This is a genomic window from Slackia exigua ATCC 700122, from assembly GCF_000162875.1.
In the GTDB taxonomy this organism is placed as follows: Bacteria; Actinomycetota; Coriobacteriia; order Coriobacteriales; family Eggerthellaceae; genus Slackia; species Slackia exigua.
Map to the genome: position 1 here is coordinate 925530 of NZ_GG700630.1, position 22895 is coordinate 948424.

Annotated in this window: 18 protein-coding genes; 6 read left to right on the forward strand and 12 right to left on the reverse strand. The window is 65.2% G+C overall.

Going from position 1 to position 22895, the window contains the following annotated elements:
* Positions 1-45 precede the first annotated feature (45 nt).
* The gene (locus HMPREF0762_RS04065; protein ID WP_006362187.1) at positions 46-663 is read right to left on the reverse strand and encodes a cyclodeaminase/cyclohydrolase family protein; all 618 of its coding nucleotides are present in this window, start codon (positions 661-663) and stop codon (positions 46-48) included.
* Positions 663-2330: a formate--tetrahydrofolate ligase gene (locus tag HMPREF0762_RS04070; protein ID WP_006362188.1), complete on the reverse strand. Its 1668-nt coding sequence runs from the start codon at positions 2328-2330 to the stop codon at positions 663-665. Before HMPREF0762_RS04070 ends, HMPREF0762_RS04065 begins: the two co-directional genes overlap by 1 nt.
* Positions 2331-2604: 274 nt before the next feature.
* Here HMPREF0762_RS04070 and HMPREF0762_RS04075 point away from each other — a divergent pair, with 274 nt between their 5' ends.
* Complete coding sequence (locus tag HMPREF0762_RS04075) at positions 2605-3297, forward strand: response regulator transcription factor (protein ID WP_006362190.1); 693 nt, start codon at positions 2605-2607, stop codon at positions 3295-3297.
* A gap of 6 nt (positions 3298-3303) precedes the next feature.
* Positions 3304-4329: a sensor histidine kinase gene (locus HMPREF0762_RS04080; RefSeq protein ID WP_006362191.1), complete on the forward strand. Its 1026-nt coding sequence runs from the start codon at positions 3304-3306 to the stop codon at positions 4327-4329.
* A 171-nt stretch (positions 4330-4500) separates the two neighbouring features.
* On the opposite strand, the gene HMPREF0762_RS04085 is transcribed toward HMPREF0762_RS04080, so the two are convergent.
* The 10 genes from HMPREF0762_RS04085 to HMPREF0762_RS04130 all read right to left on the reverse strand — a co-directional run bounded on the left by HMPREF0762_RS04085 (position 4501) and on the right by HMPREF0762_RS04130 (position 16615).
* Positions 4501-5253, reverse strand: coding sequence for an ABC transporter permease (locus tag HMPREF0762_RS04085; RefSeq protein WP_006362192.1), 753 nt, complete (start codon positions 5251-5253; stop codon positions 4501-4503).
* Positions 5246-6025, reverse strand: a complete 780-nt coding sequence (locus HMPREF0762_RS04090) for an ABC transporter ATP-binding protein (RefSeq protein ID WP_006362193.1) — start codon at positions 6023-6025, stop codon at positions 5246-5248. The genes HMPREF0762_RS04085 and HMPREF0762_RS04090 overlap by 8 nt, the downstream gene beginning before the upstream one ends.
* On the reverse strand, positions 6022-7467 hold the full coding sequence (locus HMPREF0762_RS04095; protein ID WP_040619005.1) for an MATE family efflux transporter: 1446 nt from the start codon (positions 7465-7467) through the stop codon (positions 6022-6024). The genes HMPREF0762_RS04090 and HMPREF0762_RS04095 overlap by 4 nt, the downstream gene beginning before the upstream one ends.
* Before the next feature lie 86 nt (positions 7468-7553).
* The gene (locus HMPREF0762_RS04100; RefSeq protein ID WP_006362195.1) at positions 7554-8129 is read right to left on the reverse strand and encodes a lipoate--protein ligase family protein; all 576 of its coding nucleotides are present in this window, start codon (positions 8127-8129) and stop codon (positions 7554-7556) included.
* Complete coding sequence (gene folP / locus HMPREF0762_RS04105; RefSeq protein WP_006362196.1) at positions 8119-9426, reverse strand: dihydropteroate synthase; 1308 nt, start codon at positions 9424-9426, stop codon at positions 8119-8121. The genes HMPREF0762_RS04100 and folP overlap by 11 nt, the downstream gene beginning before the upstream one ends.
* A gap of 87 nt (positions 9427-9513) precedes the next feature.
* Entirely contained in the window at positions 9514-11898 is a 2385-nt protein-coding gene (gene ftsH / locus HMPREF0762_RS04110) for an ATP-dependent zinc metalloprotease FtsH (protein ID WP_040619007.1), read from the reverse strand.
* Entirely contained in the window at positions 11895-12515 is a 621-nt protein-coding gene (hpt, locus tag HMPREF0762_RS04115; RefSeq protein ID WP_006362198.1) for a hypoxanthine phosphoribosyltransferase, read from the reverse strand. The genes ftsH and hpt overlap by 4 nt, the downstream gene beginning before the upstream one ends.
* A 105-nt stretch (positions 12516-12620) precedes the next feature.
* Entirely contained in the window at positions 12621-13256 is a 636-nt protein-coding gene (locus tag HMPREF0762_RS04120) for a hypothetical protein (protein WP_006362199.1), read from the reverse strand.
* A 248-nt stretch (positions 13257-13504) separates the two neighbouring features.
* Positions 13505-15079 (reverse strand): LCP family protein, encoded by a 1575-nt coding sequence (locus HMPREF0762_RS04125; RefSeq protein ID WP_009077211.1) that lies wholly within the window; start codon positions 15077-15079, stop codon positions 13505-13507.
* A gap of 246 nt (positions 15080-15325) precedes the next feature.
* Positions 15326-16615 carry an LCP family protein gene (locus HMPREF0762_RS04130; protein WP_006362203.1) on the reverse strand — a complete coding sequence of 430 codons (1290 nt, stop codon included), beginning with the start codon at positions 16613-16615 and terminating at the stop codon, positions 15326-15328.
* Positions 16616-16900: 285 nt separating this feature from the next.
* On the opposite strand from HMPREF0762_RS04130, the gene HMPREF0762_RS04135 reads away from it, so the two are divergent.
* The 4 genes from HMPREF0762_RS04135 (at position 16901) to ilvN (ending at position 22701) form a co-directional block, all read left to right on the forward strand.
* Entirely contained in the window at positions 16901-18373 is a 1473-nt protein-coding gene (locus tag HMPREF0762_RS04135; RefSeq protein WP_156784556.1) for a polysaccharide deacetylase family protein, read from the forward strand.
* 334 nt (positions 18374-18707) lie between these two features.
* The gene (ilvD, locus tag HMPREF0762_RS04140) at positions 18708-20372 is read left to right on the forward strand and encodes a dihydroxy-acid dehydratase (protein WP_006362207.1); all 1665 of its coding nucleotides are present in this window, start codon (positions 18708-18710) and stop codon (positions 20370-20372) included.
* The gene (gene ilvB, locus HMPREF0762_RS04145; protein WP_006362208.1) at positions 20369-22222 is read left to right on the forward strand and encodes a biosynthetic-type acetolactate synthase large subunit; all 1854 of its coding nucleotides are present in this window, start codon (positions 20369-20371) and stop codon (positions 22220-22222) included. Before ilvD ends, ilvB begins: the two co-directional genes overlap by 4 nt.
* Positions 22219-22701: an acetolactate synthase small subunit gene (gene ilvN, locus HMPREF0762_RS04150; protein ID WP_006362209.1), complete on the forward strand. Its 483-nt coding sequence runs from the start codon at positions 22219-22221 to the stop codon at positions 22699-22701. The genes ilvB and ilvN overlap by 4 nt, the downstream gene beginning before the upstream one ends.
* Positions 22702-22895: the final 194 nt, after the last annotated feature.

Genomic DNA, 22895 nt, shown 5'->3' on the forward strand with positions numbered 1-22895 from the left:
GAAACCCCCTTGTGCGGGAACGGGCGCGGCGCCGGAAGACGCTTCCTACACGTTGTCTTTCACGAAGTCGTACACGACCTGGGCGGAATACTCGAACGTACGGATCATGTCGTCGACTTCGCCGAGATAGGCCTGCGCTGCATCGGCGTCCTTCATGTACGCCGCGTTGACGCGCACGTTGAGCGCGGCCGCCTTCATGGCGCCGAGGGCGATGATGACCGAGGCACCCACGTCGGACAGGATCATCCTGTCCACAAGCCCGATCAGGTCGTGATCGATCTCGATCACCTTCGCGCAGATGCGCATGATCTGCATGGGCACCTCGCAGGCGCCGACGAGCGCTTCCTGCTGGGCTTCGCTCTTCCGCACGCGTTCTTCCGGCGTCGATTTGGGCATCTTCCAGGTGGCCGCGAGGGCACCGAATGCAACGGCGTCCTCTTCGACGAGCCCGACCAGCGCCTCGCGGCAGGATGCGAGCATATCGGTCTGCTCCTGCAGCTTGCCGGCGATGCTCTCGTAGGCGCGCTTGCGTCCGGCGATCGCGATCACCATGCTCGCAAGGGCGGCCGAAAGGGCCCCGACGTACGCCGAGGCCCCGCCCCCGCCTGGCGCGGGGGCGTCGGATGCAAGTTCGTTGAGGAATGTTTCGTCGATGGCAGGCATTAGAACAGTCCCGTGATCCTTCCCGTTTCGTCGACGTCGATGCGCTCGGCCGCAGGATGCTTCGGCAAACCGGGCATCGTCATGATATCGCCCGTCAAGGCGACCACGAAGCCCGCGCCCGCCGCCACGCGCAGGTTGCGGACGGTGATCGTGAAGCCGCGCGGAGCGCCGAGGCGCTTCGGGTCGTCGGAGAAGCTGTACTGGGTCTTGGCCATGCAGACCGGCATCCCGTCGAATCCCTGCGCCTTGAGGCGCGCAAGCTGCTTCGCGGCGGCCGGCGTGAATTCGACCCCGTCGGCGCGGTAGACGCGCGCGGCGATGGAGCCGAGTGCCTCTTCGACCGGAGCGCCGCCTTCATAGCAGAAATCGAAATCGTTCGGCTGCTCGCACAGGCGCACGACCTCTTCGGCCAGCGCGGTCCCGCCCGCGCCGCCGCGCGCCCAGACCTCGGACAGAGCGACGTTCACGCCGAGCTCCTTGCAGGTTTCCTCCACGAGGGCGAGCTCCGCCTCCGTGTCGGTCGGGAAGCGGTTGATGGCCACGACGCAGGGCAGATGGTAGACCTGCGTGATGTTCTCGACATGCTGCAGCAGGTTCGGCAGGCCCGCCTTGAGGGCGTCGAGGTTCTCTTCGCCCAGATCGGCCTTCGCCACGCCTCCATGGTTCTTGAGCGCGCGCACCGTGGCCACGACGACGACCGCGTCGGGCGCAAGGCCCGCCAGGCGGCATTTGATGTCAAGGAACTTCTCGGCTCCCAGATCGGCGCCGAAGCCGGCTTCGGTGACGCAGTAGTCGCCCAGCGCGAGGGCCATGCGCGTGGATATGAGCGAGTTGCAGCCATGCGCGATATTGGCGAAGGGGCCGCCATGCACGAACGCCGGCGTGCCTTCGAGCGTCTGCACCAGATTGGGCTTGAGCGCATCCTTGAGCAACGCGCACATGGCGCCTTCCGCATGCAGCTCGCCCGCCGTGATCGGGGTGTCGGCGGCGGTGTATCCCACGACGATGCGCGCCAGGCGCGACTTGAGGTCCGACACATCGGTCGCCAGGCAGAACACGGCCATGACCTCGGATGCGACCGTGATGTCGAAGCCGTCTTCGCGCGGGACGCCGTGCGCCGGGCCGCCTAAGCCGTCCACGATGCTGCGCAGCTGGCGGTCGTTCATGTCCACGACGCGCTTCCAGGCGATCTTGCGCACATCGAAGCCGAGCGCGTTGCCTTGCTTGATGTGGTTGTCGATCATCGCGGCGAGAAGGTTGTTGGCGGCTCCTATGGCGTGGAAGTCGCCCGTGAAATGCAGATTGATGTCTTCCATAGGAATGACCTGGGCATACCCGCCGCCCGCAGCGCCGCCCTTGATGCCGAAGACAGGACCGAGCGAAGGCTCGCGCAATGCGACGAGCGCATTCTTGCCGATGCGGCGCATGGCATCCGCGAGGCCGACCGTCGTCGTGGTCTTGCCTTCGCCGGCAGGCGTCGGATTGATGGCCGTCACGAGCACGAGCTTGCCGGCTTCGCGCGGCTTGTCGCGCAGGAGGTTGTAGTCGACCTTGGCCTTGCTGCCGCCGTACTGCTCCAGGTATTCCTCGGGAATGCCCGCCGCACGGGCTATCTCGGTGATGCGCCGAGGCGTCACGGACTGGGCGATTTCGATATCGGACAGCATGGGCCTTCCCTTCCTTCGTCGCGCACGTCCGAAGAGGCGCGCATGGTTCATGCGGGGTATGAAGCAGAATTATACGGAGCGCGTCCGATGCGGCGGAGCACTCATCCCCATGCGGCGCGAATCGATTGTTGACGGGAAGGAATCAGCGGAACGGAGCCATCCAGAGGTCGGATGCGCACGTGCTAGAATACGAACGAAAGCCACGTCAGGCGCACGTCCGCATGCTGCGCGGCGGCGCCGGCGCGAATCGTCCCCGAGGAATTCCGAGGCCACCATGAGCGATGCTCCCGAATCCATCCTGATCGTCGACGACGAGCAGTCCATCACCGACTTCGTTTCGTACAGCCTGAAGAAAGAGGGCTTCTCCGTCGATACCGCCGCGAACGGCGAAGAGGGCCTGGCCGCGGCCATGCGCAAAGACTACGACCTGTTCATCCTCGACATCATGCTTCCGGGCATGGACGGCTACGAGCTCTGCCGCCGCCTGCGCGCGCGCACCGCATCGCCCGTCCTCTTCCTGTCCGCCCGCGACACCGAGCTCGACAAGGTGGTCGGATTGGAAATCGGCGGCGACGACTACCTGGCGAAGCCCTTCGGCGTACGCGAGCTCATCGCGCGCGTCCGCGCGCTGCTGCGTCGCGGCCGCCTGGAGGATTCCCCGACCGACCAGTCCATCTCCGCGGGCGGCGTGACCTTGAACGAAGGCCGCCATTCCGCCGACGGCCCCAACGGCCCGATCGACCTCACGCCGCGCGAATTCGAGCTGCTCGCCGCCCTTATGAAGGTGGCCGGCAAGGTGGCCACGCGCGAAGAGCTCCTGAGAGAAGCCTGGGACTGGGAATACATCACCGAGACCAAGACCGTCGACACGCATATCAAGCGTCTGCGCGACAAGCTGTCCGCCGCCGGCATAGACCAGAACGTCATCGAGACGGTCCGCGGCTACGGGTACCGTTTCAAGGCGTAAACGCGCGTGCCCAAGCGCCTTCAGACATACTTCGCTATCCTGACGGTCATCTTCGCGACGACGGGCGCCCTGCTCACAGGCATGCTCGTGCTGGTCAACGCGTTCGGGCCCGTGCCCGTGTTCTGGATGGCGACCTCCGGCACGCTCATCACGTTCTCGGTCAGCCTCGTGATCGGCTACTACATCGCCGAACCCCTGAAAGACCTGCATGGCAAAGCGCAGGCGCTCCTGCGCGGAGAACCGGACGCCGAGGTTGCCCCCGACGGGCGCCTCTATGAGGCCGACCTGCTCGCCCATGATTTCGCGACGCTGTTCAAGAAATCGAAATCCCAGTTCGGCGATCTGTACATCCAGCAGAAACGCCAGACGAAATTCATCAGCGACGTCGCCCACGAGCTGCGCACGCCGCTCACGGCCATCCATGGAAGCGCCGAAACCATGCTCGACCCCGATATGCCGCCCGAGATGCGCGCCCGATTCTGCCAGACCATCATGAGCGAATCCGAGCGCCTCACGCGCCTTGCGAACGACCTGCTCACATTGCAGCACATCGAAGACGGCACCGACAGCGCCACGCTCGAGCGCATCGATCTGCATCGCGTGGCGAACGAGGTCGCCGACGCGCTCGAACCCCTGATCGACGAGCGGGGCGGCACGATCGAAGTGATCGGCGAAGCCCCCGACGTGCTCGGCAATCCCGACCGTCTCTACCAGGTCGTCTACAACCTGGCGGCGAACGCCTGCCGCTTCATCGGCCAGGAAGGGCACGTCGTCATCAGGCTCGAAGGATTCGCCGACCGCTCGATCGTAAGCGTCGTGGACGACGGGCCCGGATTCGGCGATATCGACCCGAAACTCCTGTTCACGCGCTTTTATCGCGGCGATAACTCCCGCGCGCGCACGACCGGCGGGTCCGGGCTGGGACTCGCCATCGCCAAGAGCATCGTCGATGCGCACGACGGCACCATCGAAGCCTACAACGTCCCTCGGGGCGGCGCCTGCTTCAGCGTCTCCCTGCCTAGCGTGCACTGACGAGGATCCGAAACGCCTGCCCTATCGCATGCATGCGGCAGGGAGGATATCGACCGCGCCCGACGGAAGACGGGCGCAAGACCATGGGACGGGGCACCGAATCGGCATCCCGAACGACGGCTTACGGAAGCCAGCCATGGCCTGCAGGAATTCGCGTGCGATACGCGTCGGCTACGCCGGCCTCCTCCAACGCGTCAAACGGCGCTCGGCCACGTCGAACAGCTCGTAGAGGATCACGCCCAGCACGGCCATCGCGATGATGCCCGCGAACATGCGCGGGTAATCGAGCAACGCCCAGGAATTCACGATGAAGTACCCGAGGCCCGTCGAGCCGGCGAGGCTTTCGGCGAAGAACAGGATGGCGACCGCCGTGCCCGATGAGATGCGCAATGCGGTGAAGAGCTCGGGCAGCGTGGCCGGCACGACCACGTGGCGATAGACGTCAAGACGCCCGGCGCCGAGCGAACGCACCGATTCTATGCTGTCCTCGGGAACCGCCTTCGCTGCATCGCGCACGGTGACCAGCACCTGGAAGAAGATCGTGAGCGCGATGAGCGCGATCTTGGGCGCGTCGGCAAGGCCCATGAGCACGATGAGCACCGGAAGCAGGACCACCTTCGGAAGCGGGTAGAGGAAATAGAGCACCGGCGCGAAGACGGCGTCGAGGCGCGGAGAGCGCCCGCAGACAAGGCCGAGGGGTATGGCGAGCACCGTGCCTGCGAACATGGCGATGACGACGCGATAGAGGCTCGTGCCGAACGCGGGCAGGATCTCATCCCCGTAGGCGATGAGCTGCCGCACGGCCGGAAGCGGCTCGGGCAGGGCGGGACTTCCCACGAGCATCGCCGTGATATGCCATCCGGCGAATATGAACGCGATCGCAAGCGCGTATCCTGCGATCTTGCGCACGGCTTCTCTATGCATGGTTCCCCCTCCCATGCAGCACGGCGCGCAGCGTGCGGCACCGCTCGAAGAAGAGATCGGAATCGCGCCAGGCCGCATCCGTCATCTCGGAGTTTTCGAGCGCATAGACGATGCGTCCGGGACGCGGCGAGACGACGACGACGCGCTGCCCGAGGAAGACCGCCTCTTCGACCGAATGCGTGACGATGACCTGGGAATACCCTTCCTTTTCCCACGTGCCTTTCAGCATGGACTGCATCTCCTCGCGCAGGAAGGCATCGAGCGCCGACAGAGGCTCGTCCATGAGAAGGACGTCGGTATCGCAGGTCAACGCCCGCGCCATGGCAAGGCGCTGGCGCATGCCGCCCGACAGCTCGGACGGGTACGCATCGGCGAAGTCGGCAAGCCCGACCGTCGCAAGCGCCTGCGCGACGCGCTCCCGACGCACGGACGCGGACGCATGGCGGATCTGCAGTCCCAGGCCCGCGTTCTGCGCGACCGTCTTCCACGGCAGCAGGCCGAAATCCTGCAGGATGAGCGCCGTCGCACGGCGCGGCGATGCGATCGGCCGCCCGTTCACCGCGACGGAGCCGGACGTGGGCGCCGCAAGCCCGCTCGCGATGCGCAGCGCCGTCGACTTCCCGCATCCGGACGGCCCGAGCACGGCGACCGATTCGCCGGGACCCACATCGAGCGTGAAGCCGTCGAGGGCCTGCGTCGCGCCCTGGGCGCCTTCGTAGACCTTGCAGACGTTCGACCAAGAAAGGCCGGCTCCTTCGGGCATACGCCTCATGCCTCCTGTTCCTGAGCGGAGATACGACGATTCAAACGGCGCATCTCGACGATGACGAAGATGCCGACCGTGAAGACGGCAAGGAAGTCGGACAGAGGCCACGAGAAGAAGATCGAACGGAGCGGCGTCATGCCGTCGAAGACGAGCGGCATGACGAGAGGCAGCCCCACCTGCGCCGGAACGAGGAAGAGGATCTGGCGCGAGAGGGACAGGACGATGCTCTTCGCCGGCTGGCCCGTCGCCTGGAAATAGTTCGATCCCATGATCTGGAATCCTATGAACGGGAGCAGCACCAGATTGATGCGCAGGGCGCGCACCGTGAAATCCACGAGCTCGGGGCTGTCGATGCCGAAGAAGACGACGATCTCGCGTGCGAAGACCATGAGCAACGCCCACATGACCGTGGCGGTGGCGGTCGCGCCGACGACGCCCGTGCGGAAGGTCTCGCGCACGCGGCTCCAGAGCTTGGCGCCGTAGTTGTATCCGAGGATCGGCTGCACGGCGATCGCCATGCCGACGAGCGGAAGAATGACGAACATCCCCACGCGGCTGACGACGCCGATCGTCGCAAGCGCCCCGTCGGCGCCGATCGGATCGGCCGATCCGTACGTCACCAGGACATAGTTCGTGACGAAGCTCACGAGCGCCGCTCCGGCCTGGACCGCGAACGATGCGGCGCCGAGAGACAGGATGGCGCCGACGATCTTCGCCTTCAACGGGAAATGACGCACGCGCAAACGGATGGGCACGTCCGGGGTCTTCAGGAAGTACCACAGCACGCTTGCGGCGGAAAGCGCGGTGCCGGCGACCGTCGCGAGCGCGCTGCCGTGGACGCCCCAGCCGAAGCCGGCCACGAACAGCGCGTTGAACGCCGTGCAACCGACCGCGCCGATCACCATGGTCCACAGCGCGCGGTTCGGCGCGCCCGTCGTGCGGATGAAATTATTAAGACCGGCCCCGACCAGCTGGAATACGCTCCCTACGCAAAGGATCTGAATGAACGCGCGTGCATAGGGTCGCGTCTCGTCGGTCGCGGAGGACAGGTCGAGCAGGAATTCGATCACCGGCGGGCAGAGCGAAAGCGCGCCGAGCGCGACGGCCACGACAAGCCCGAGAACGAAGGTGTTGCCGAAGACGCGCTCGGCCTCCTCGTGCCGTCCTTCACCGAGACGCAGCGCGCACAGGGCGTTGCCGCCGGCGCCAACGAAGATCGACAGCGCCATCGTAATCAGCATGACGGGCGATGCGACGGTGATCGCCGAAAGAGCCAGATCCTCGGCGAAATTGCCCAGGAACACCGAATCGATCAGGTTGTAGGCGCCGTTGACGATCATGCCTGCGACAGCGGGGACGGCGAATTCCACCACGAGCGCTCGGATATCGCCCGTGCCGAGACGGGAGATCCGGGCCGCTTCCCCGTGTTCGTCATGCCGTTGCGCCATATGGTTCGCCGCTCCTTCGACCCCCGTGCAGCGGAGGCCCGCCATCAACCTTAGCCCTCGCATGCGAGGGCTATCGCCACACCGTTCTAAAACACGTCGGACCGCACGTCAATGAGCCGCCCGATCGCCGAGAGATAGGCATCCAGCAAGCCTTCGATCGTCTCTTCCGAAAACGGCCCCAGCGTCCCGCGCGCCCCTTGGACGCAGAGGTCTTCCAGATACGCGGGCACGTTGCGCCCATCGGTCCGGATGCCGCCTTCGGGCTTGAACACATTCGTGCCGCAGCCGACGTTCAGACAGCCGTCGCGCGCCTCGAGCGATATGCCGGCGAGCTTGCCCGCATCGCAGACGACGTCGTTTTTCGGCTTCACGCGCACGATGCCGTCAGCCACGCCGCAGAAGTCACGTATGACCTGGGCGCAGGTCTGAGCGAGCAGGATGCTCGACTCGGGCCAGATGGCTTGGGGCGTGCGCGGCCGCAGCAGGAAGGAGAAGTACAGCCCGCCGCGCGGACTCTCCCACACGCGCTTCCACGTGCCCCGCCCCGATTCCTGCGCGAACGAAGCGACGCAGGCGCCTGCCGGCTCGCCTGCGCGCGCGAGCGCCCAGACATCATCGTTCGTGGAAGCGGTCGTGCCCTTCCATGTCACCCTAAAGCGCATGGGCCGCCCCGTATTTCACCTGATCGGAAGTCATGGTCGTGCCATCGGCCAGAACGTGCGTCGGCGCAAGCTCCATCAGAGGCTTCACGACGAAATCCCGTTCGAGGATCCGCGGATGCGGGAGCGTCAGCGCATCGGAGCCGATCACATGCATCTGATAGTCGAGGATGTCGATATCGCAGGTGCGCGGCCCGTTTTCGATCTCGCGCACACGTCCGAGGCTGCGCTCGATCGCATGCAGGTAGCCGAGGAGCTCCTTCGGCGCGATGCCGGTTCGCGCAAGCACCACGGCGTTCACGAACGGATCCTGATCCTCGAGATACGCGGGCTCGCTTTCATAGAAGCGGGAGATGTCGACGATCTGGGTGTCGGGAAGCGTGCAGAGCGCGCTTATGGCCTGATTGAGGTTCGCGATCTTGCCCTCGGTCTCTTCGCCGGGATGCGCGACCAGGGGCACATTGGCGCCGAGCCCGAGGAACACGTACGGACGCAGGCCCTTGAGCGCCTCCATCGTGGTCGCGACGTTATGCATGCGCAGCACCGTGGCGCCCAGCTCGCAGCCGAGCAGCGCCTCGGCGGCGGAAGCCTCGTCGCGCTCGGACGGCTCGTCGATGCCGTAGGCGCGGCCTACGTAGCTCTTGCGCGAGGGAGCGCACATGACCGGATAGCCGAGCCGCGCGAATTCCTGGAGATTGCGCATCATGACGAGCGTCTCCTCGGGCGACTTCCCGAATCCAGGACCTGGATCGATGCAGATGCGTGCACGATCGATGCCATGGGATTCCAGCAGCGCGGCCTGGCGGGACAGGTAGTCTTTCACCTCGGCGACGATGTCGTCGTAGGCGGTGTTCCGCTGCATGGTCGCGGGAGTGCCGCGCATATGCATGACGACGCAGCCGCAATCCGCATCGGCAGCCACGCGCACCATGGCGGGATCGGAAAAGCCCGAGACGTCGTTGATGATCGAGGCGCCCGCATCGACGCAGGCTTGGGCGACCGGGGCATGGCGCGTATCGATGCTGACGCAGATTCCCTGGTCGGCAAGACGACGAACGACATCCACGACGCGCGCACGCTCTTCTTCGCAGGAAACCTCCGCCGCGCCGGGACGCGTGGATTCGCCGCCGACGTCGACGATCTGCGCGCCATCGTCGATCAGGGCACGTGCGTGCGCGAGGGCCGAATCGAGGTCGGCATGCGCGCCGCCGTCCGAAAACGAGTCGGGCGTCACGTTGAGCACGCCCATGACGATGGGCGTCCGGGGGTCGAACGCATATGATCCGCAGCGCCATTCCATGGCCGCACGCTCCTTCGATCCTTATGAAACGAACGGGACCGCGCCGAAGCGCGGTCCCATCCATGGTACTCGCAAAACGTCTGCCGCTCAGGCGTCGCGGCCTTCTTGGGAAGAATCCCCATCGACGCGCTTCAGGACATCCTCCGTCGCGCGCTCGGATGCCGTCTCGGCCGCACCGGCCGAAGCGGGGGCCTCGACGGCGGGGGAATCTTGCCCGGATGCCGAGCCCGCATCGACGATCTCGGCGAAAACGCCTTCGCCGGCGATGAGCCCGGCTTTCTCCTTCTCGAGGTATTCGTCCCACGTGCCGTCCAGCAGGGCATCGCACGCAGGCCCGTCGACCGTCTCGCGTTCGAGCAGAACGGACGCCATCAGGTGCATCTGGTCCGCGTGTGCGGAGAGCACCTCTTTTGCCGTGTCGTAGGCCTGCTTCATCAGGCGCGCGACCTCGGCGTCGATGGCCTGGGCCGTCTTCTCGGAGTAATCGGCGGAATTGCCGTAGTCGCGTCCGAGGAAGACCTCGTGATTCGGCTCGCCGAACGTCTGGTGCCCCAGTTCGTCGGACATGCCGTAGTTCACGATCATCTTGCGCGCCTGCTTGGTCGCGCGCTCCAGGTCGTTCGAGGCGCCCGTGGTGATATCGCCGCAGAACAGCTCTTCGGCGACGCGACCGCCCAGGAACACCGCCAGATCGTCGATCATGGCAGCGCGGCTGACGAGGAACTTGTCCTCGTCAGGAACGGACATCGTGTAGCCGAGCGCCATGCCGCGCGGCACGATCGTGATCTTATGGACCGGATCGGCATGCTCGAGCAGATGCCCGACCAGCGCATGGCCGGATTCATGGTACGCGATGGTGCGGCGCGTCTCCTCGGTCAGGACGCGGTTCTTGCGCTCAGGTCCTGCCATCAGGCGTTCCAACGATTCATTGACCTCGGACATGCCGATGGAATCCTTGTTGCGGCGAGCCGTGAGGAGCGCGGCCTCGTTCATGAGGTTCATGAGATCGGCGCCGGTCATGCCGCTCGTCAGCTTGGCGATGCGCACAAGGTCGACGTCGGAGCCGAGCGGCTTGTTCTTGGCGTGCACCTCGAGGATCTTCTCGCGTCCGCGCACATCGGGCGCATCGACGACGACCTGGCGGTCGAAGCGGCCGGGGCGCAGCAACGCCGGGTCGAGCACGTCGACGCGGTTCGTCGCCGCGATCAGCACGACGGCGTCGTTCTTCTCGAAACCGTCCATCTCGACGAGCAGCTGGTTCAGCGTCTGCTCGCGTTCGTCGTGGCCGCCGCCCAAACCGGTGCCCCTCTGGCGGCCGACGGCATCGATCTCGTCGATGAAGATGATGGCCGGCGCCGCATCCTTCGCCTGCTCGAAAAGGCTGCGCACGCGGCTCGCGCCCACGCCGACGAACATCTCGACGAACTCGGAGCCGGAAATGCTGAAGAACGGGACCTTGGCTTCGCCGGCGACCGCGCGCGCAAGCAGCGTCTTGCCCGTGCCCGGAGGTCCGACGAGCAGGCAGCCGCGCGGGATCTTCGCGCCGAGCTTCTGGTACTTGCCCGGATCCATCAGGAAGTCTTTGATCTCCTGAAGCTCCTCGACCGCCTCGTCCTCGCCGGCGACGTCGGAGAAACGCACGTCGGGGCGTTCTTCCACGGTCTTTTTCGCCTTGGCGCGACCGAACGACATCTGGGAGTTGTTCGCCTTGGAGAACTGGACGAAGAAGAAGATCATGAGCGCCGCGAGCACGAGCATCGGCACCAGGCTCAGAAGCGCATTGGCAATGCCGCTCGGAAGTTTGACCTGGTATTCGATCTCAGGATGCTCCTTCATGAGCTGCATGAGGGAATCCTGGCCCACATAGGTGGACACGTAGGACGACTTCGCGCCCAGCGTCTTCTCGTCAAGGGCCTTCGTCTTCACGCCGAGCGCCGTCGGATCGGACGGCGAAAGGAGCGCACCGAGCTTGACGTTGATGGATTCGAACGCCGTGTTGTAGGCATCGGCCGCGGACGATCCTGCGGTCGCAGCCGGATAGTACGAGCCCGAAACGGTGTACTTCCCCGCATCGTAAACGACGTTTTCCACGCGGCCCTGCTCGACCGCCTGGACGAATTCCGAGGTGACAAGCTTATCGGGCTGTTCGGAGCTGCCCATCATCGTCATCATCTGGCTACCGACGAAGAAGGCGAACAGGAACAGGATCAGGGCGGTGAGCATGGACGTGCGGCGAGGCGGGCGCCCTTGAGGGCCGCCATCGGACGACGACCCGCCGAGCTCGTCGAAGGGATTCGTCCACGAAGGGCGGTCGTCGCGCGAAGGACGGCCTTCGTCCGACCGCGCAGGCGGACGGTAGTCGGGACGCTCGCCGCCGAACGAGGGCGGGGGGACGGGACGGCCGCCGTCGCGGCGGTCGTCGTCGCGACGGTTGTCGTTGCTGTTCGATTCGTTGTTGGATTGGTCGCTCATGAGTTTCCTTGGTAGACCTCGGGCTTCAGCACGCCGATATAGGGAAGGTTGCGATAGTTCTCCGCGTAGTCCAACCCATAGCCGACGATGAATTCGTTCGGACATTCGAACCCTACGTACGCGCAGTCGACCGGAGCCTGGACCTCGGTCTTCTTGCGCAGCAACGTAGCGATCTGGATGGACGCGGGCTTGCGCGACTCGAGGACGCGCATGAGGTACTTGAGGGTCAGGCCGGAATCGAGGATGTCTTCGGCGATGATGACGTGGCGGCCCTCGACGTTCGTGGACAGATCCTTCAGGATGCGCACGATGCCCGAGCTCTTGACTCCGCTGCCGTACGACGACACGGCCATATAGTCCATCTCGAGGGGCAGGTTTATCGACCGGACCAGATCGGACATGTAGATGGCGGCGCCGCGCAGCACGCTGATGACCAGCACGGCCGGCGATCCATCGTGCGTCGGCTCGTATGCCTTGTCAGCATAATCCCTGGTGATGGCCTGTCCGATTTCTCGAACGCGCGCCTGGATCAAATCAGGCGAATAGAGCACTTCGGCGATATCGTCGTCTCCGTACCATGACGATTCCGACGAATCCCGCGTCTGCATCTCGCTCATGTTGACTGCCCTCTTTCAAACGATGCGTACGAACGTGCAGTGTACCATCACTTCGCACCTCGCCTGCAGATTCGGTCACCGCGCATCGGGAATACACGTCCTGCGCTAATACCATTCCCCGTCATACAGCATATCGTCATCGTAGAGCATGTCCCCGTCGTACGGACCGCCGTACCCGTAGCCGTACCCGTATCCAGGCCCGTAATAGTAGCCCGGATCGTACGGAACCGGGCCGAGCATCGCGGAGATGAGCCCGGCGAACAGGCATGTGACCAGGAACAGGCCGACTGCGATCCCGAAGCCGACGAACGACCACGTGATCGACTGGCTGCGCGCCTTCTTCCAGTTGGCATGCCCGGTCAAGACGGCGATGAGCGCGGCGAACGGCCCGAAGAAGAAGCCGAGCACGAGCCACCCGAACTTCTGGCCCCCCGAAAGCTCGCGCAGCGGCTGGCCGGGTGCGTTGTCGTCGAGGGGCATCTGCTGCGCATAGGGCGCGTTCGCAGGACCGTTCGCGTACGGCGCGCCCGGTGCTGCAGGGCCGTTCCGCCATCCGTCGCCATGGAATGCCTGCGGTTGGAACGGCGCCGCGCCGTCCTGGGCTGTGCCGTTCGCCTGGAACCGATCGAAAGGCTGGGTCGGCGACGAGGTCGCGGGATCCGCGCCTTCAGCCGACGGGACGAGAGGGGTCGTAGGCTGCGCCGACGTGCCCTGCTCATGATTGAACGTCTGATTCGTCATAAGGTGGCCTCGATTCGCATATCGTATGCCTCTTGTCAGACCACGATTATACGTGGATGGCGGGCGGCACGGCCGTGCGCCTTCGCTTGACCACGCGGCCGTTGCCGTACCGACATACTCGCACTGCCCGAAAGGCGCGGCAAATCCCGCATGCCTCCGATCGACCGCGACCGCGGCGCACCGTATGGAGCGCCTGCGGAAGGCATTCCTTTCATGCCGTGCACGCGCGACGGATCGGCTGGAAACGCCTAGTCGTTGAAATCGCTTCCGACGATGACGAGGTACGACGACGAGAACGATCCGAAGCTGCCGTCGTCGCGCATGGCGGTTCCCACGCCCAGCCTCTTGACGATGGCCTGCGCCACCTGCTCGTTGCCCGACTCTCCGTAGACGACGAGCGTCGTGCCGTGATCGAACGACGAGGCGGAGCCCGTGGAGACCACCTTCGCCCCCGAAGGCGTGAGCATCGACGACGCGCGGGCCGCGGCGCCGTCCACTCCGTTGCCGTTGAGCACGGTCACGGTCGCTCCGGAAATCGACGCGCCCGACGAGGCCGACGACGAATCCGCCTCGGACATGAGCTGCTGGATGACGTATTCCGAATTGAGCGTGCCATCGGTGACGCCGCCGTCGTTGGTCGTGTCGGCCTCGTTAGGCAGGGGCGAGAGCCCCTGATCCACGCGCTTCATCATGGCCGCCCACGCGTCCTGATTGCTGTATTCGTACCACACGCCCCCTTCGTAGGCGGAGGTGGTCGGGTTCATCGCGGAATAGATGTCGGTTTCGACGTCGATGCCCTTCATATTGACGGCCAGGCCCGCGATGTCGGTCGCGCTCATGTCGGTCTCGATGTACTGGCTAAGCGTCGATATGGTCGAGAGGATCGTCGAAGGATCGGATTGCAGAACCTTGTCCGCGATGGCTCCGATGACCATGCGCTGGTTCGCGGCACGATACGCGTCGCCGTCGCCCACGTCGTCGTAGGAATGGCGCGAACGGCACAGGATGAGCGCCTGTTCACCATCGAGGGTCTGCTGGCCTGCGGAAAGCGAGCCGCCGGCACGATCGTCGTCGATGTCCCGCGGGACGTTGACGTCGATGCCGCCGACGCTGTCCACGACGGCTTCCAAACCGTCGAAGTCGACGATCGCGTAATGGGAGATCGGCACGCCCGCGAACTTGGAAACCGTGGATATGGCCAGCTGGGCGCCGCCGAACGCATAGGCGGCGTTTATCTTGCCGGGACCGTGGCCTTCGATGTTGACATAGGTGTCTCGGTAGATGGATACGAGCGTGACCTTCTTGTTCTTAGGGTCGACGCGCGTGAGGATCAGCGTGTCGCTGCGATACGCCCCGTCGTATTCGTTGGTTTCCTCGCGGTACTCGGAACGATCGATGCCGATGAGCAGCATGTAGAAGGGATCCTGCGCCGAAGCCTTCTCGGTCAAGGCGCTCGAGGCGTTCGGATCGGCGCTGGAATGCAGGTTCGAATTCACCTGCCAGAGATATGCGGCCGCCGCGACCCCTACGGCGACGAGCGCGAGGGCGAACGTCGACGCGACGCCGATGAGCACCTTGCGCATGCGTGATCCGCGCTTGCGCTTCTTGCTGTATTCGGCCTGCGTGGAACGCCGAGAGAATTGATCCACAGGATTCGGTTCGTCGACGCGATCCTGCGCCCCGCCGCGATAGGACTGGGAGCTTTCCCGGTAGTATTGGGAGTTGGCGCGAGAATAGTCCTGTGCGCTGCGGGCACCGCTGATATGGACGTCGAGCCCGCGAGAATCAGGCTGCGACGTGGGTTCTCGTCGGTTTCGTGCCATTCGGCATTCTCCTTGTGAATGGGCCGCCCCTGCATATGGACGACGATGCCCGGCCCGGCGCGCTCACGGCGCGCGACGGCCGCTCGATCTTCTATATGCGGCTCGCATCATACAACAAGACGCCGTACGGAGCTTCCCTATCAGCCAAATGAACATCGCCGCGTTACCCCGAGGATATGCGCCGACGCGGTGCGGAACGCCTCGAACCGCCTTCTGAAATGGGTGGGAATGCGCGAGTACGCGCGCCTATCGCCCACCCGCCGCGGAACCCCGGGCGTTTCCGGATGCGCCCGTGCGGGATCCGCCCGCGTCCTCTTCGGTTTCGTCGCCTTCGCCGGATGCCTCCGATCGGGCCGTCTGGTCGGCGGTCGCCCCCAAATAGCTTCTCGCCGAACCGACGATGCCGCCGTCATTGGAGTTCTGCGCCTTGTCTTCGTAGGGAGGAAGCCCCGCGTCGACGCGGGTCATGAGCTTGCGCCATGCCGCAAGGTCGCAATACTGGTACCAGATGCCATCGATCTGCGCGCCGTAGGTCGGGTTCATGGCGGAATAGATGCCGTTGTCCATATCCATGCCGCGCATCGATTCGGCCACCTTGATGAGGTCCTCCACCGACATGTCGGTGGTGATGTAGCCGGACATCGCGTTGATGGTCTCGGCCATGGTGGCCACGTCGGAGCTCAGCACCTTTTCGGCAATGGCGCCCATGACCAGGCGCTGGTTCGCCATGCGATAGAAATCTCCCGTCCCGTAGGAATCGTAGGCGTGGCGCGAGCGGCACAGGATGAGCGCCTGCTCGCCGTCGAGGGTCTGCTCGCCTGCGGAAAGCGAGCCGCCGGCGCGATCGTCGTCGATATCGATGGGAACGTCGACGTCGATGCCGCCGAGCGCGTCGACCGCCGCCTCGAAGCCGTCGAAGTCGACTTCCATATAGTGGGATATGGGCACGCCCGCGAATTCGGAGACCGTCGATACGACCAGATCGGCACCGCCGTATGCAGCGGCTGCGTTGATCTTGTCGGCCCCGACGCCGTCGATGTTGACGTAGGTGTCGCGCTCGATGGAGACGAGCGTCGCCGTCTTCTGGCGCGGATCGACGCGCACGAGGATCATCGAGTCGCTGCGGAACTTGTCGTCGCCGGTGCTTTCGCGGTATTCGGAACGGTCGACGCCCATGACCAACATGTAGAACGGTTCTCCGGGGTCGGTCGAACCCTGTTCGCTCAGCGAATCCATCAGATCGTCGTCGACGCCCGCGCGAAGCTTCTGATTGATCGAATCGGTGTAGAGGTACAGCGCGACGGCCGCGATGGCGCCGACGAAGACCAGGGCGGCGATGACGATGCCGACGATGCGCGCGATGCGCCCGCGCTTCCTATCGGGCATGACGGAGCTCACATCGCTTACATACGCCCCGGAAGACGCCTGGCGGGAATCGAACTTCGAGGAATAGGACGCCGGCCTCACCGTCGATGCGGGAACGAAGCCCCCTGCGTTGCCCGAGGACCCGTGCTTGCCGCTCTTCTTCAATCCCATATAGGTACCGTTCGCGTCAGAGCAACCCCATGGGGGGCTGCGAGGAGTGCATGCCGCGCGCGTGCAGCCGCGATTTCGGAAAGATCCGTCCGGGCGCACGCACGCGTCACAACATACCACGCGCGCCCGCGATGCTCCGCATGCGTAAACGTAACGTAGGGAATCTTTCAATATCACCAGACATCTTCGCCGCGAAGATATAATGGCGCGCAACCCTGACGATACGATCGCGGCCCGCCCGAGCCGTGCGTCATGCACCCGCTCGCGGGCACCGAGGAGCACACCATGCAAGAGCGTCCGTCCGTACACGATTCCCGCCGCGCCCATGCGCATGCATCGAAGCCGACGTCCGCAGGGTCGCACGCGCCTCGCCTGGGCGAGGACCGCACGCGCGTCCGCGCCGACGGCCCGGCGCGCTCCTCCCGTGCCTCCCGTGCCTCCCGCCGGCCCACGCCCGCCCACGACCATGCGAGGACGCCGTCGCGGGCGACGGCGCGCAGCGGACGCGAAGGATACGTCCGCGCGTCGGTCAGCACGCCGCATTCCACCCATGAGAGCGCCCTGCGCCGGGAATTCCGCATCCGCAAGCTCTTCACGAGGGCGCTTCCCCTCGCCCTCGTGCTCATCGCCATCGTCGCGGGATTTTCGGCCTGGTCGGCGCACCGTCCGATCACGGTCACGATCAACGATGCGAAGGTCCAGCTCAAAGATGACAGAACCATCGATGCAGCCTTCGATCTGAGCGGCGTCAAGGTCAAGCCCGGCGACCTCGTGGATGTCGAGGGGGATGTGCTGACGGAAGGAGGCGGTACGCGCTACACCGCCACGGTCGACGGCGCGGCCGTCGACGATCCGGATCGCACGCTTAAGAACGGCGCCGTCGTCCAGGTATCCGACGGCACGAACGTCGAAGAGGATTCCACGATCGACGAGAACGCGGCGCTCCCGAGCAAGCGGGTCGCCAAGGGGTCGGGACCGCTGTGCGTCAAGCAGGACGGGCATGACGGCGTCGCATCCATCAAGACCGGCTCGGTTTCGGGCAAGCAGGTGGTCGAAGAGGTCAAGCAGGACCCGGTCGACACCACGTACCTGCGCTACTATCCCGAAGTCGGCAACGACAAGGTGATCGCGCTGACCTTCGACGACGGCCCGGTGGCCAAACAGACCGAGGAGCTGCTCGACGTGCTCGCCGACAACGGCGCGAAGGCCACGTTCTTCACCATCGGGGCGCAGATCACCGGAACGGCGGCCGACGACGTCGTGCGCGAAGAGAAGGACGGCCATCAGGTCGCCACCCACACCTGGGACCATGCGGCGGGAAGCGGGCAGGGCGTGAACCTCTCGTATATGACCGCCGACGAACAGCGCGACGAGATCACCAAGGGGCTTTCCGGCATCGCGGGCGCGCTCGGCCACGAGGTCTCGCCCGTGCTGCGCGCGCCAGGCGGCAATTTCCCCACCGACTCCGTCTGGGTCAACGTCGACGACCTCATCACCGCGCAGATCGGATGGAACATCGACACGATGGACTGGTCGCGCCCCGGCGTCGACCACATCGTCTCCCAGATCGAATCGGCGAGACCCGGCGACGTCATCCTCATGCACGACGGGGGCGGCGACCGCTCTCAGACCATCGAGGCGCTCAAGACGGCGCTGCCCTACCTCAAGGAACAGGGATATCGCTTCATCACGATCGACGAGCTGCTCAAATATCCCCCTGCAGACGAACCCGGAGCCAAGGTCGAGGACGTCTCGTAAGGCAAACATGAAGAAACCGTGCGAGGAGGCGCGCCGTCCCCGTCGCCCGCCGCGCACGCGCCTATAATCCGAACAACTCGAATACATGCGACGACAGGGCAATAGGAACGAATCCTTCTCCTGAAAGCAGGCGGTGAGCAAGCCTGCGTTGGACGGCTCCGAAACTCCCTCGAGCAGCGCGCTTGAACGCGCGTCGCGCCAGGAGCGATCCTCCTCGGCCGCGACGGGTCACTATGGCGGGCCGGCAGCCACCGTTATCGGCGTCCAGAGAGGCTTATGCTCCTGCTCGCATTCTTTTGAGGTTCGTCAAAAAGAGGGAAAGCGAGACACTGGAATGCAGCTTCGAAGCGACGCGATAAAGAAGGGCGTGGCGCGCGCGCCCCACCGCAGCCTTCTCAAGGCCGACGGACTCACCGACGAAGAGCTGGAGCGTCCGCTCATCGCCGTCATCTCGTCTCAGAACGAAATCATCCCCGGCCACCTGCATCTCAACACCATCGCCGAAGCCGTGAAGGCGGGCATCCGTATGGCAGGCGGCACGCCGCTGCAGGCCACCACGATCGGCGTATGCGACGGCATCGCGATGAACCACGAAGGCATGAAGTACTCCCTCACGAGCCGCGAGGTCATCGCCGACAGCGTTGAGTGCGTCGTGAACGGGCACGCCTTCGACGGCATGGTCATCATCCCGTCCTGCGACAAGGTAGTTCCCGGCATGCTCATCGCGGCCTGCCGCATCAACATCCCCACCGTCATGATCTCGGGCGGCCCGATGCTCGCCGGCCACGACAGGCACGGATGCCAGACCGACCTGAATACTTTGTTCGATGCCGCAGGCCAGGTCACCGCCGGCACCATGACCGAGGAGGAGATGAATTACCTCGAGAACACCGCCTGCCCCACCTGCGGCAGCTGCTCGGGCATGTTCACCGCTAATTCAATCCAATGCCTCTCCGAGGCCCTGGGCATCGCGCTTCCCGGCAACGGCACCGTTCCCGCGGTCTATTCCGAGCGCATCCGCATGGCCAAGCGGGCCGGCATGAAGGTCATGGAGATGCTCGAGAGGGACATCCGCCCGCGCGACCTGATCACGCCCGCATCCATTCATAACGGCATGGTGCTCGACATGGCCTTCGGCGGTTCCACCAACACGATGCTCCACCTGACCGCCATCGCGCATGCAGCCGACTGCCCCATCACGATGGACGACTGGGACCGCGTCTCGGACGTGACCCCGAACCTCACGCGCATCGCGCCCGCCGGGCCGCTGCATATCGAAGACCTCGACGCCGCGGGCGGCATCTCCGCCATCCTGGGCGAGCTCGGCCGCGCGGGACTCCTCGACGAGACGGCGCTCACGTGCCACGGCACGATGGCCGAATGGCTGGCCCAATGCCCGCCTGTCGACGGCGAGGTCGTACGCACCAAAGAGAACGCCTACATGCAGACCGGCGGCCTGAAAGTCATGCGCGGGAACATCGCGCCCGACTGCGGCGTCGTGAAGAAGTCGGCCGTCGACGAAGGCATGCGCAGGCATTCCGGACCGGCGCGCGTCTTCGATAGCGAGGATGCGGCCTGCGAGGCCATCTTCGGCGGCGCGATCAACCCCGGCGACGTCGTCGTCATCCGCTACGAAGGCCCCTCGGGCGGCCCCGGCATGCGCGAGATGCTCACCCCGACGAGCGCCATCTGCGGCATGGGGCTGGACACGTCGGTCGCGCTCATCACCGACGGGCGCTTCTCCGGCGCCACCAAAGGCCCGGCCATCGGGCACGTAAGCCCCGAAGCCGCCGCGGGCGGCCCCATCGCCCTCATCCATGAAGGAGACATCATCGACATCGACATCGAGGCGGGCACGCTCGATGCGCGCATCTCCGACGAAGAGCTCGATCGCCGGCGCGCCGCGTGGCAGGCGCCGGCGCCGAAATACACGACGGGAGTCCTTTCCCGCTATGCAAAGCTTGTGACCAGCGCAGACAAGGGAGCATACCTCGCATGATGAATCTGACCGAAGAGCTCGAGCTCAAACGCGCCGCCGTCGCCGGCGCGCCGCTCGGACCCGGGACCGCGACCCCGTACGAGGGGAAGAAGATGACCGGCGCGCGCGCCATCGTCGCTTCCCTCGAGGCCGAGGGCGTCGACGTGATCTTCGGGTATCCCGGCGGCACCGTCATCAAAATCTACGACGCGCTCTACGATTCGCCCATCCGCCACATCCTCGCGCGCCACGAGCAGGGCGCGGCCCATATGGCCGACGGCTACGCGCGCGTGACCGGGCGACCCGGCGTCTGCCTCGTGACGAGCGGGCCGGGCGCCACGAACGTCGTCACCGCCATCGCCACCGCCTATATGGACAGCGTGCCCATGGTCGTGATCACCGGCCAGGTGCAGCGCGCCGTCATCGGCACCGACGCATTCCAGGAAGCCGACATCGTGGGCATCACGATGCCCGTCGTCAAGCACAGCTTCCTGCTGCAATCCACCGATGACTTGACCGCCACCGTGCGCGAGGCGTTCTACATCGCCTCTACCGGACGCCCCGGCCCCGTCCTCATCGACGTGCCGGCCGACATCTCCGGCTCCGAGATGGCCTTCCATTACCCAGGCGGCGTGAACCTGCCCAGCTACCGGCCGACCTACAAGGGCAACGCCAAGCAGATCCGCCAGGCCGTGAACGCGTTGAAGCGTTCCCGACGGCCGCTGCTCTACGTCGGCGGCGGCGCCGTGCGCTCGCTTGCGGAGGCCGAAGTGCTCACGCTGGCCCATACCCAGCAGATCCCCGTGGTCACCACGCTCATGGGAAAGGGCGTCATAGAGGCCGACGACCCGCTGAACCTCGGCAACGTCGGCATGCACGGATCGAAGTACGCCAACAAGGCCATGAGCGAATGCGACCTGCTCATCTGCGTGGGCGCGCGCTTCTCCGACCGCGTGACCGGCAACCTGGCCACCTTCGCGCCCGACGCGACCGTCATCCATATCGACGTGGACCCGGCCGAGATCGGCAAGATCCGCGACCCGCAGATCCCCATCGTCGGCGATGCGCAGATCGTGCTCGCCGGCATCAACGAGCAGGCGGCGAAGGCGAAGCTCTGCGACATCGGCAGCGCCTGGGCCGCGACGTGCGCCGCATGGCGCGATCGCTGGCCCCTGTACGGCGCGGGCATCGAGGCGCAGGAACAGCCCGGCACCATCGTTCCGGAAATCGCGATGAAGCACCTGTCCGACCGCCTCGACCAGGATGCGTCCGTCGTCGCCACCGACGTGGGGCAGCACCAGATGTGGGCGCTGCAGCACATCGACCGCAGCCATCCCGGTTCGTTTCTCACCTCAGGCGGCCTGGGCACGATGGGCTTCGGCCTGCCCGCCGCCATCGGCGCGCAGATCGCGGCCCCCGATTGCAAGGTCGTGCTCGTCACGGGCGACGGAAGCTTCCAGATGTGCAGCCAGGAAATGGCCACCGCGGCCATCCAGAAGGCGCCGGTCAAGGTCATGATCTTCGACAACCGCGCGCTCGGCATGGTGCACCAGTGGCAGAAGCTCTTCTACGACGGCCGCTTCAGCGAGACCGTGCTCGATCCGGTGCCCGATTTCGTGAAGCTTGCGGACGCCTACGGCTGGCAGGCCGCGCGCGTGTCCGATCCATCGAAGATCGACGGCGCCATCGACGAGATGCTCGCCGCTGACGGCCCGTTTTTGCTGGACGTGGCCATCTCCGAAAACCAGAACGTCTTCCCGATGGTCCCTGCCGGCGGAAACCTCGCTCGCCCGATCGGCGTCATCGATATGACGCGCGGAGGCGTGCGCGTCGACGATGCCGGCGCAGACGAGGAAGGAGGCCGGGAATGAACCACATCCTCTCGGTTCTCGTAGAGAACAAGCCCAGCGTGCTTTCGCGCGTGACCGGGCTCATCTCGCGCCGCGGCTTCAACATCGAGTCGCTGACCGTCGCCCCGACCGAAGACGCGACGATGTCGCGCATGACCATCATCGTCAAGGCCGATGCCGTGGCGTTCGAGCAGCTGACCAAGCAGCTTCACAAGCTCATCAGCGTGTATAAGATCGCCGATCTCACCGAGGGCGATGCCATCCAACGCGAGCTCGCGCTGTTCAAGGTATCGGTCGCGCCGGAGAAGCGCCACGAGATCATCGAGATCGCCAACGTCTTCCGCGCCAACATCCTGGATGTCGGACGCGCGTCGATGACGGTCGAGGCGACGGGCGACGAAAGCAAGCTCTCGGCGATGGAGGACCTGTTCCGCGCCTACGGGATCAAGCAGCTGACGCGCACCGGCAAGATCGCCATCAACCGCGGCACCCACGATTGATCAACCCGGTGCCGGCCGCCCCGCGCTCCGCGCCGTCGACGAACGTCGATGCGCGCTGAAGCGCGATGCCGGGCATCCGGAGCATGAGAGAACCTTACGGCCAGGTAAAGGCCCTGCATACGAAAGCGATTCCCGCCGCCGTTCGCGGCCTGCGGTTTGAGCATAGGACGTGTCGGTCAAGACTAAGGAGAAAG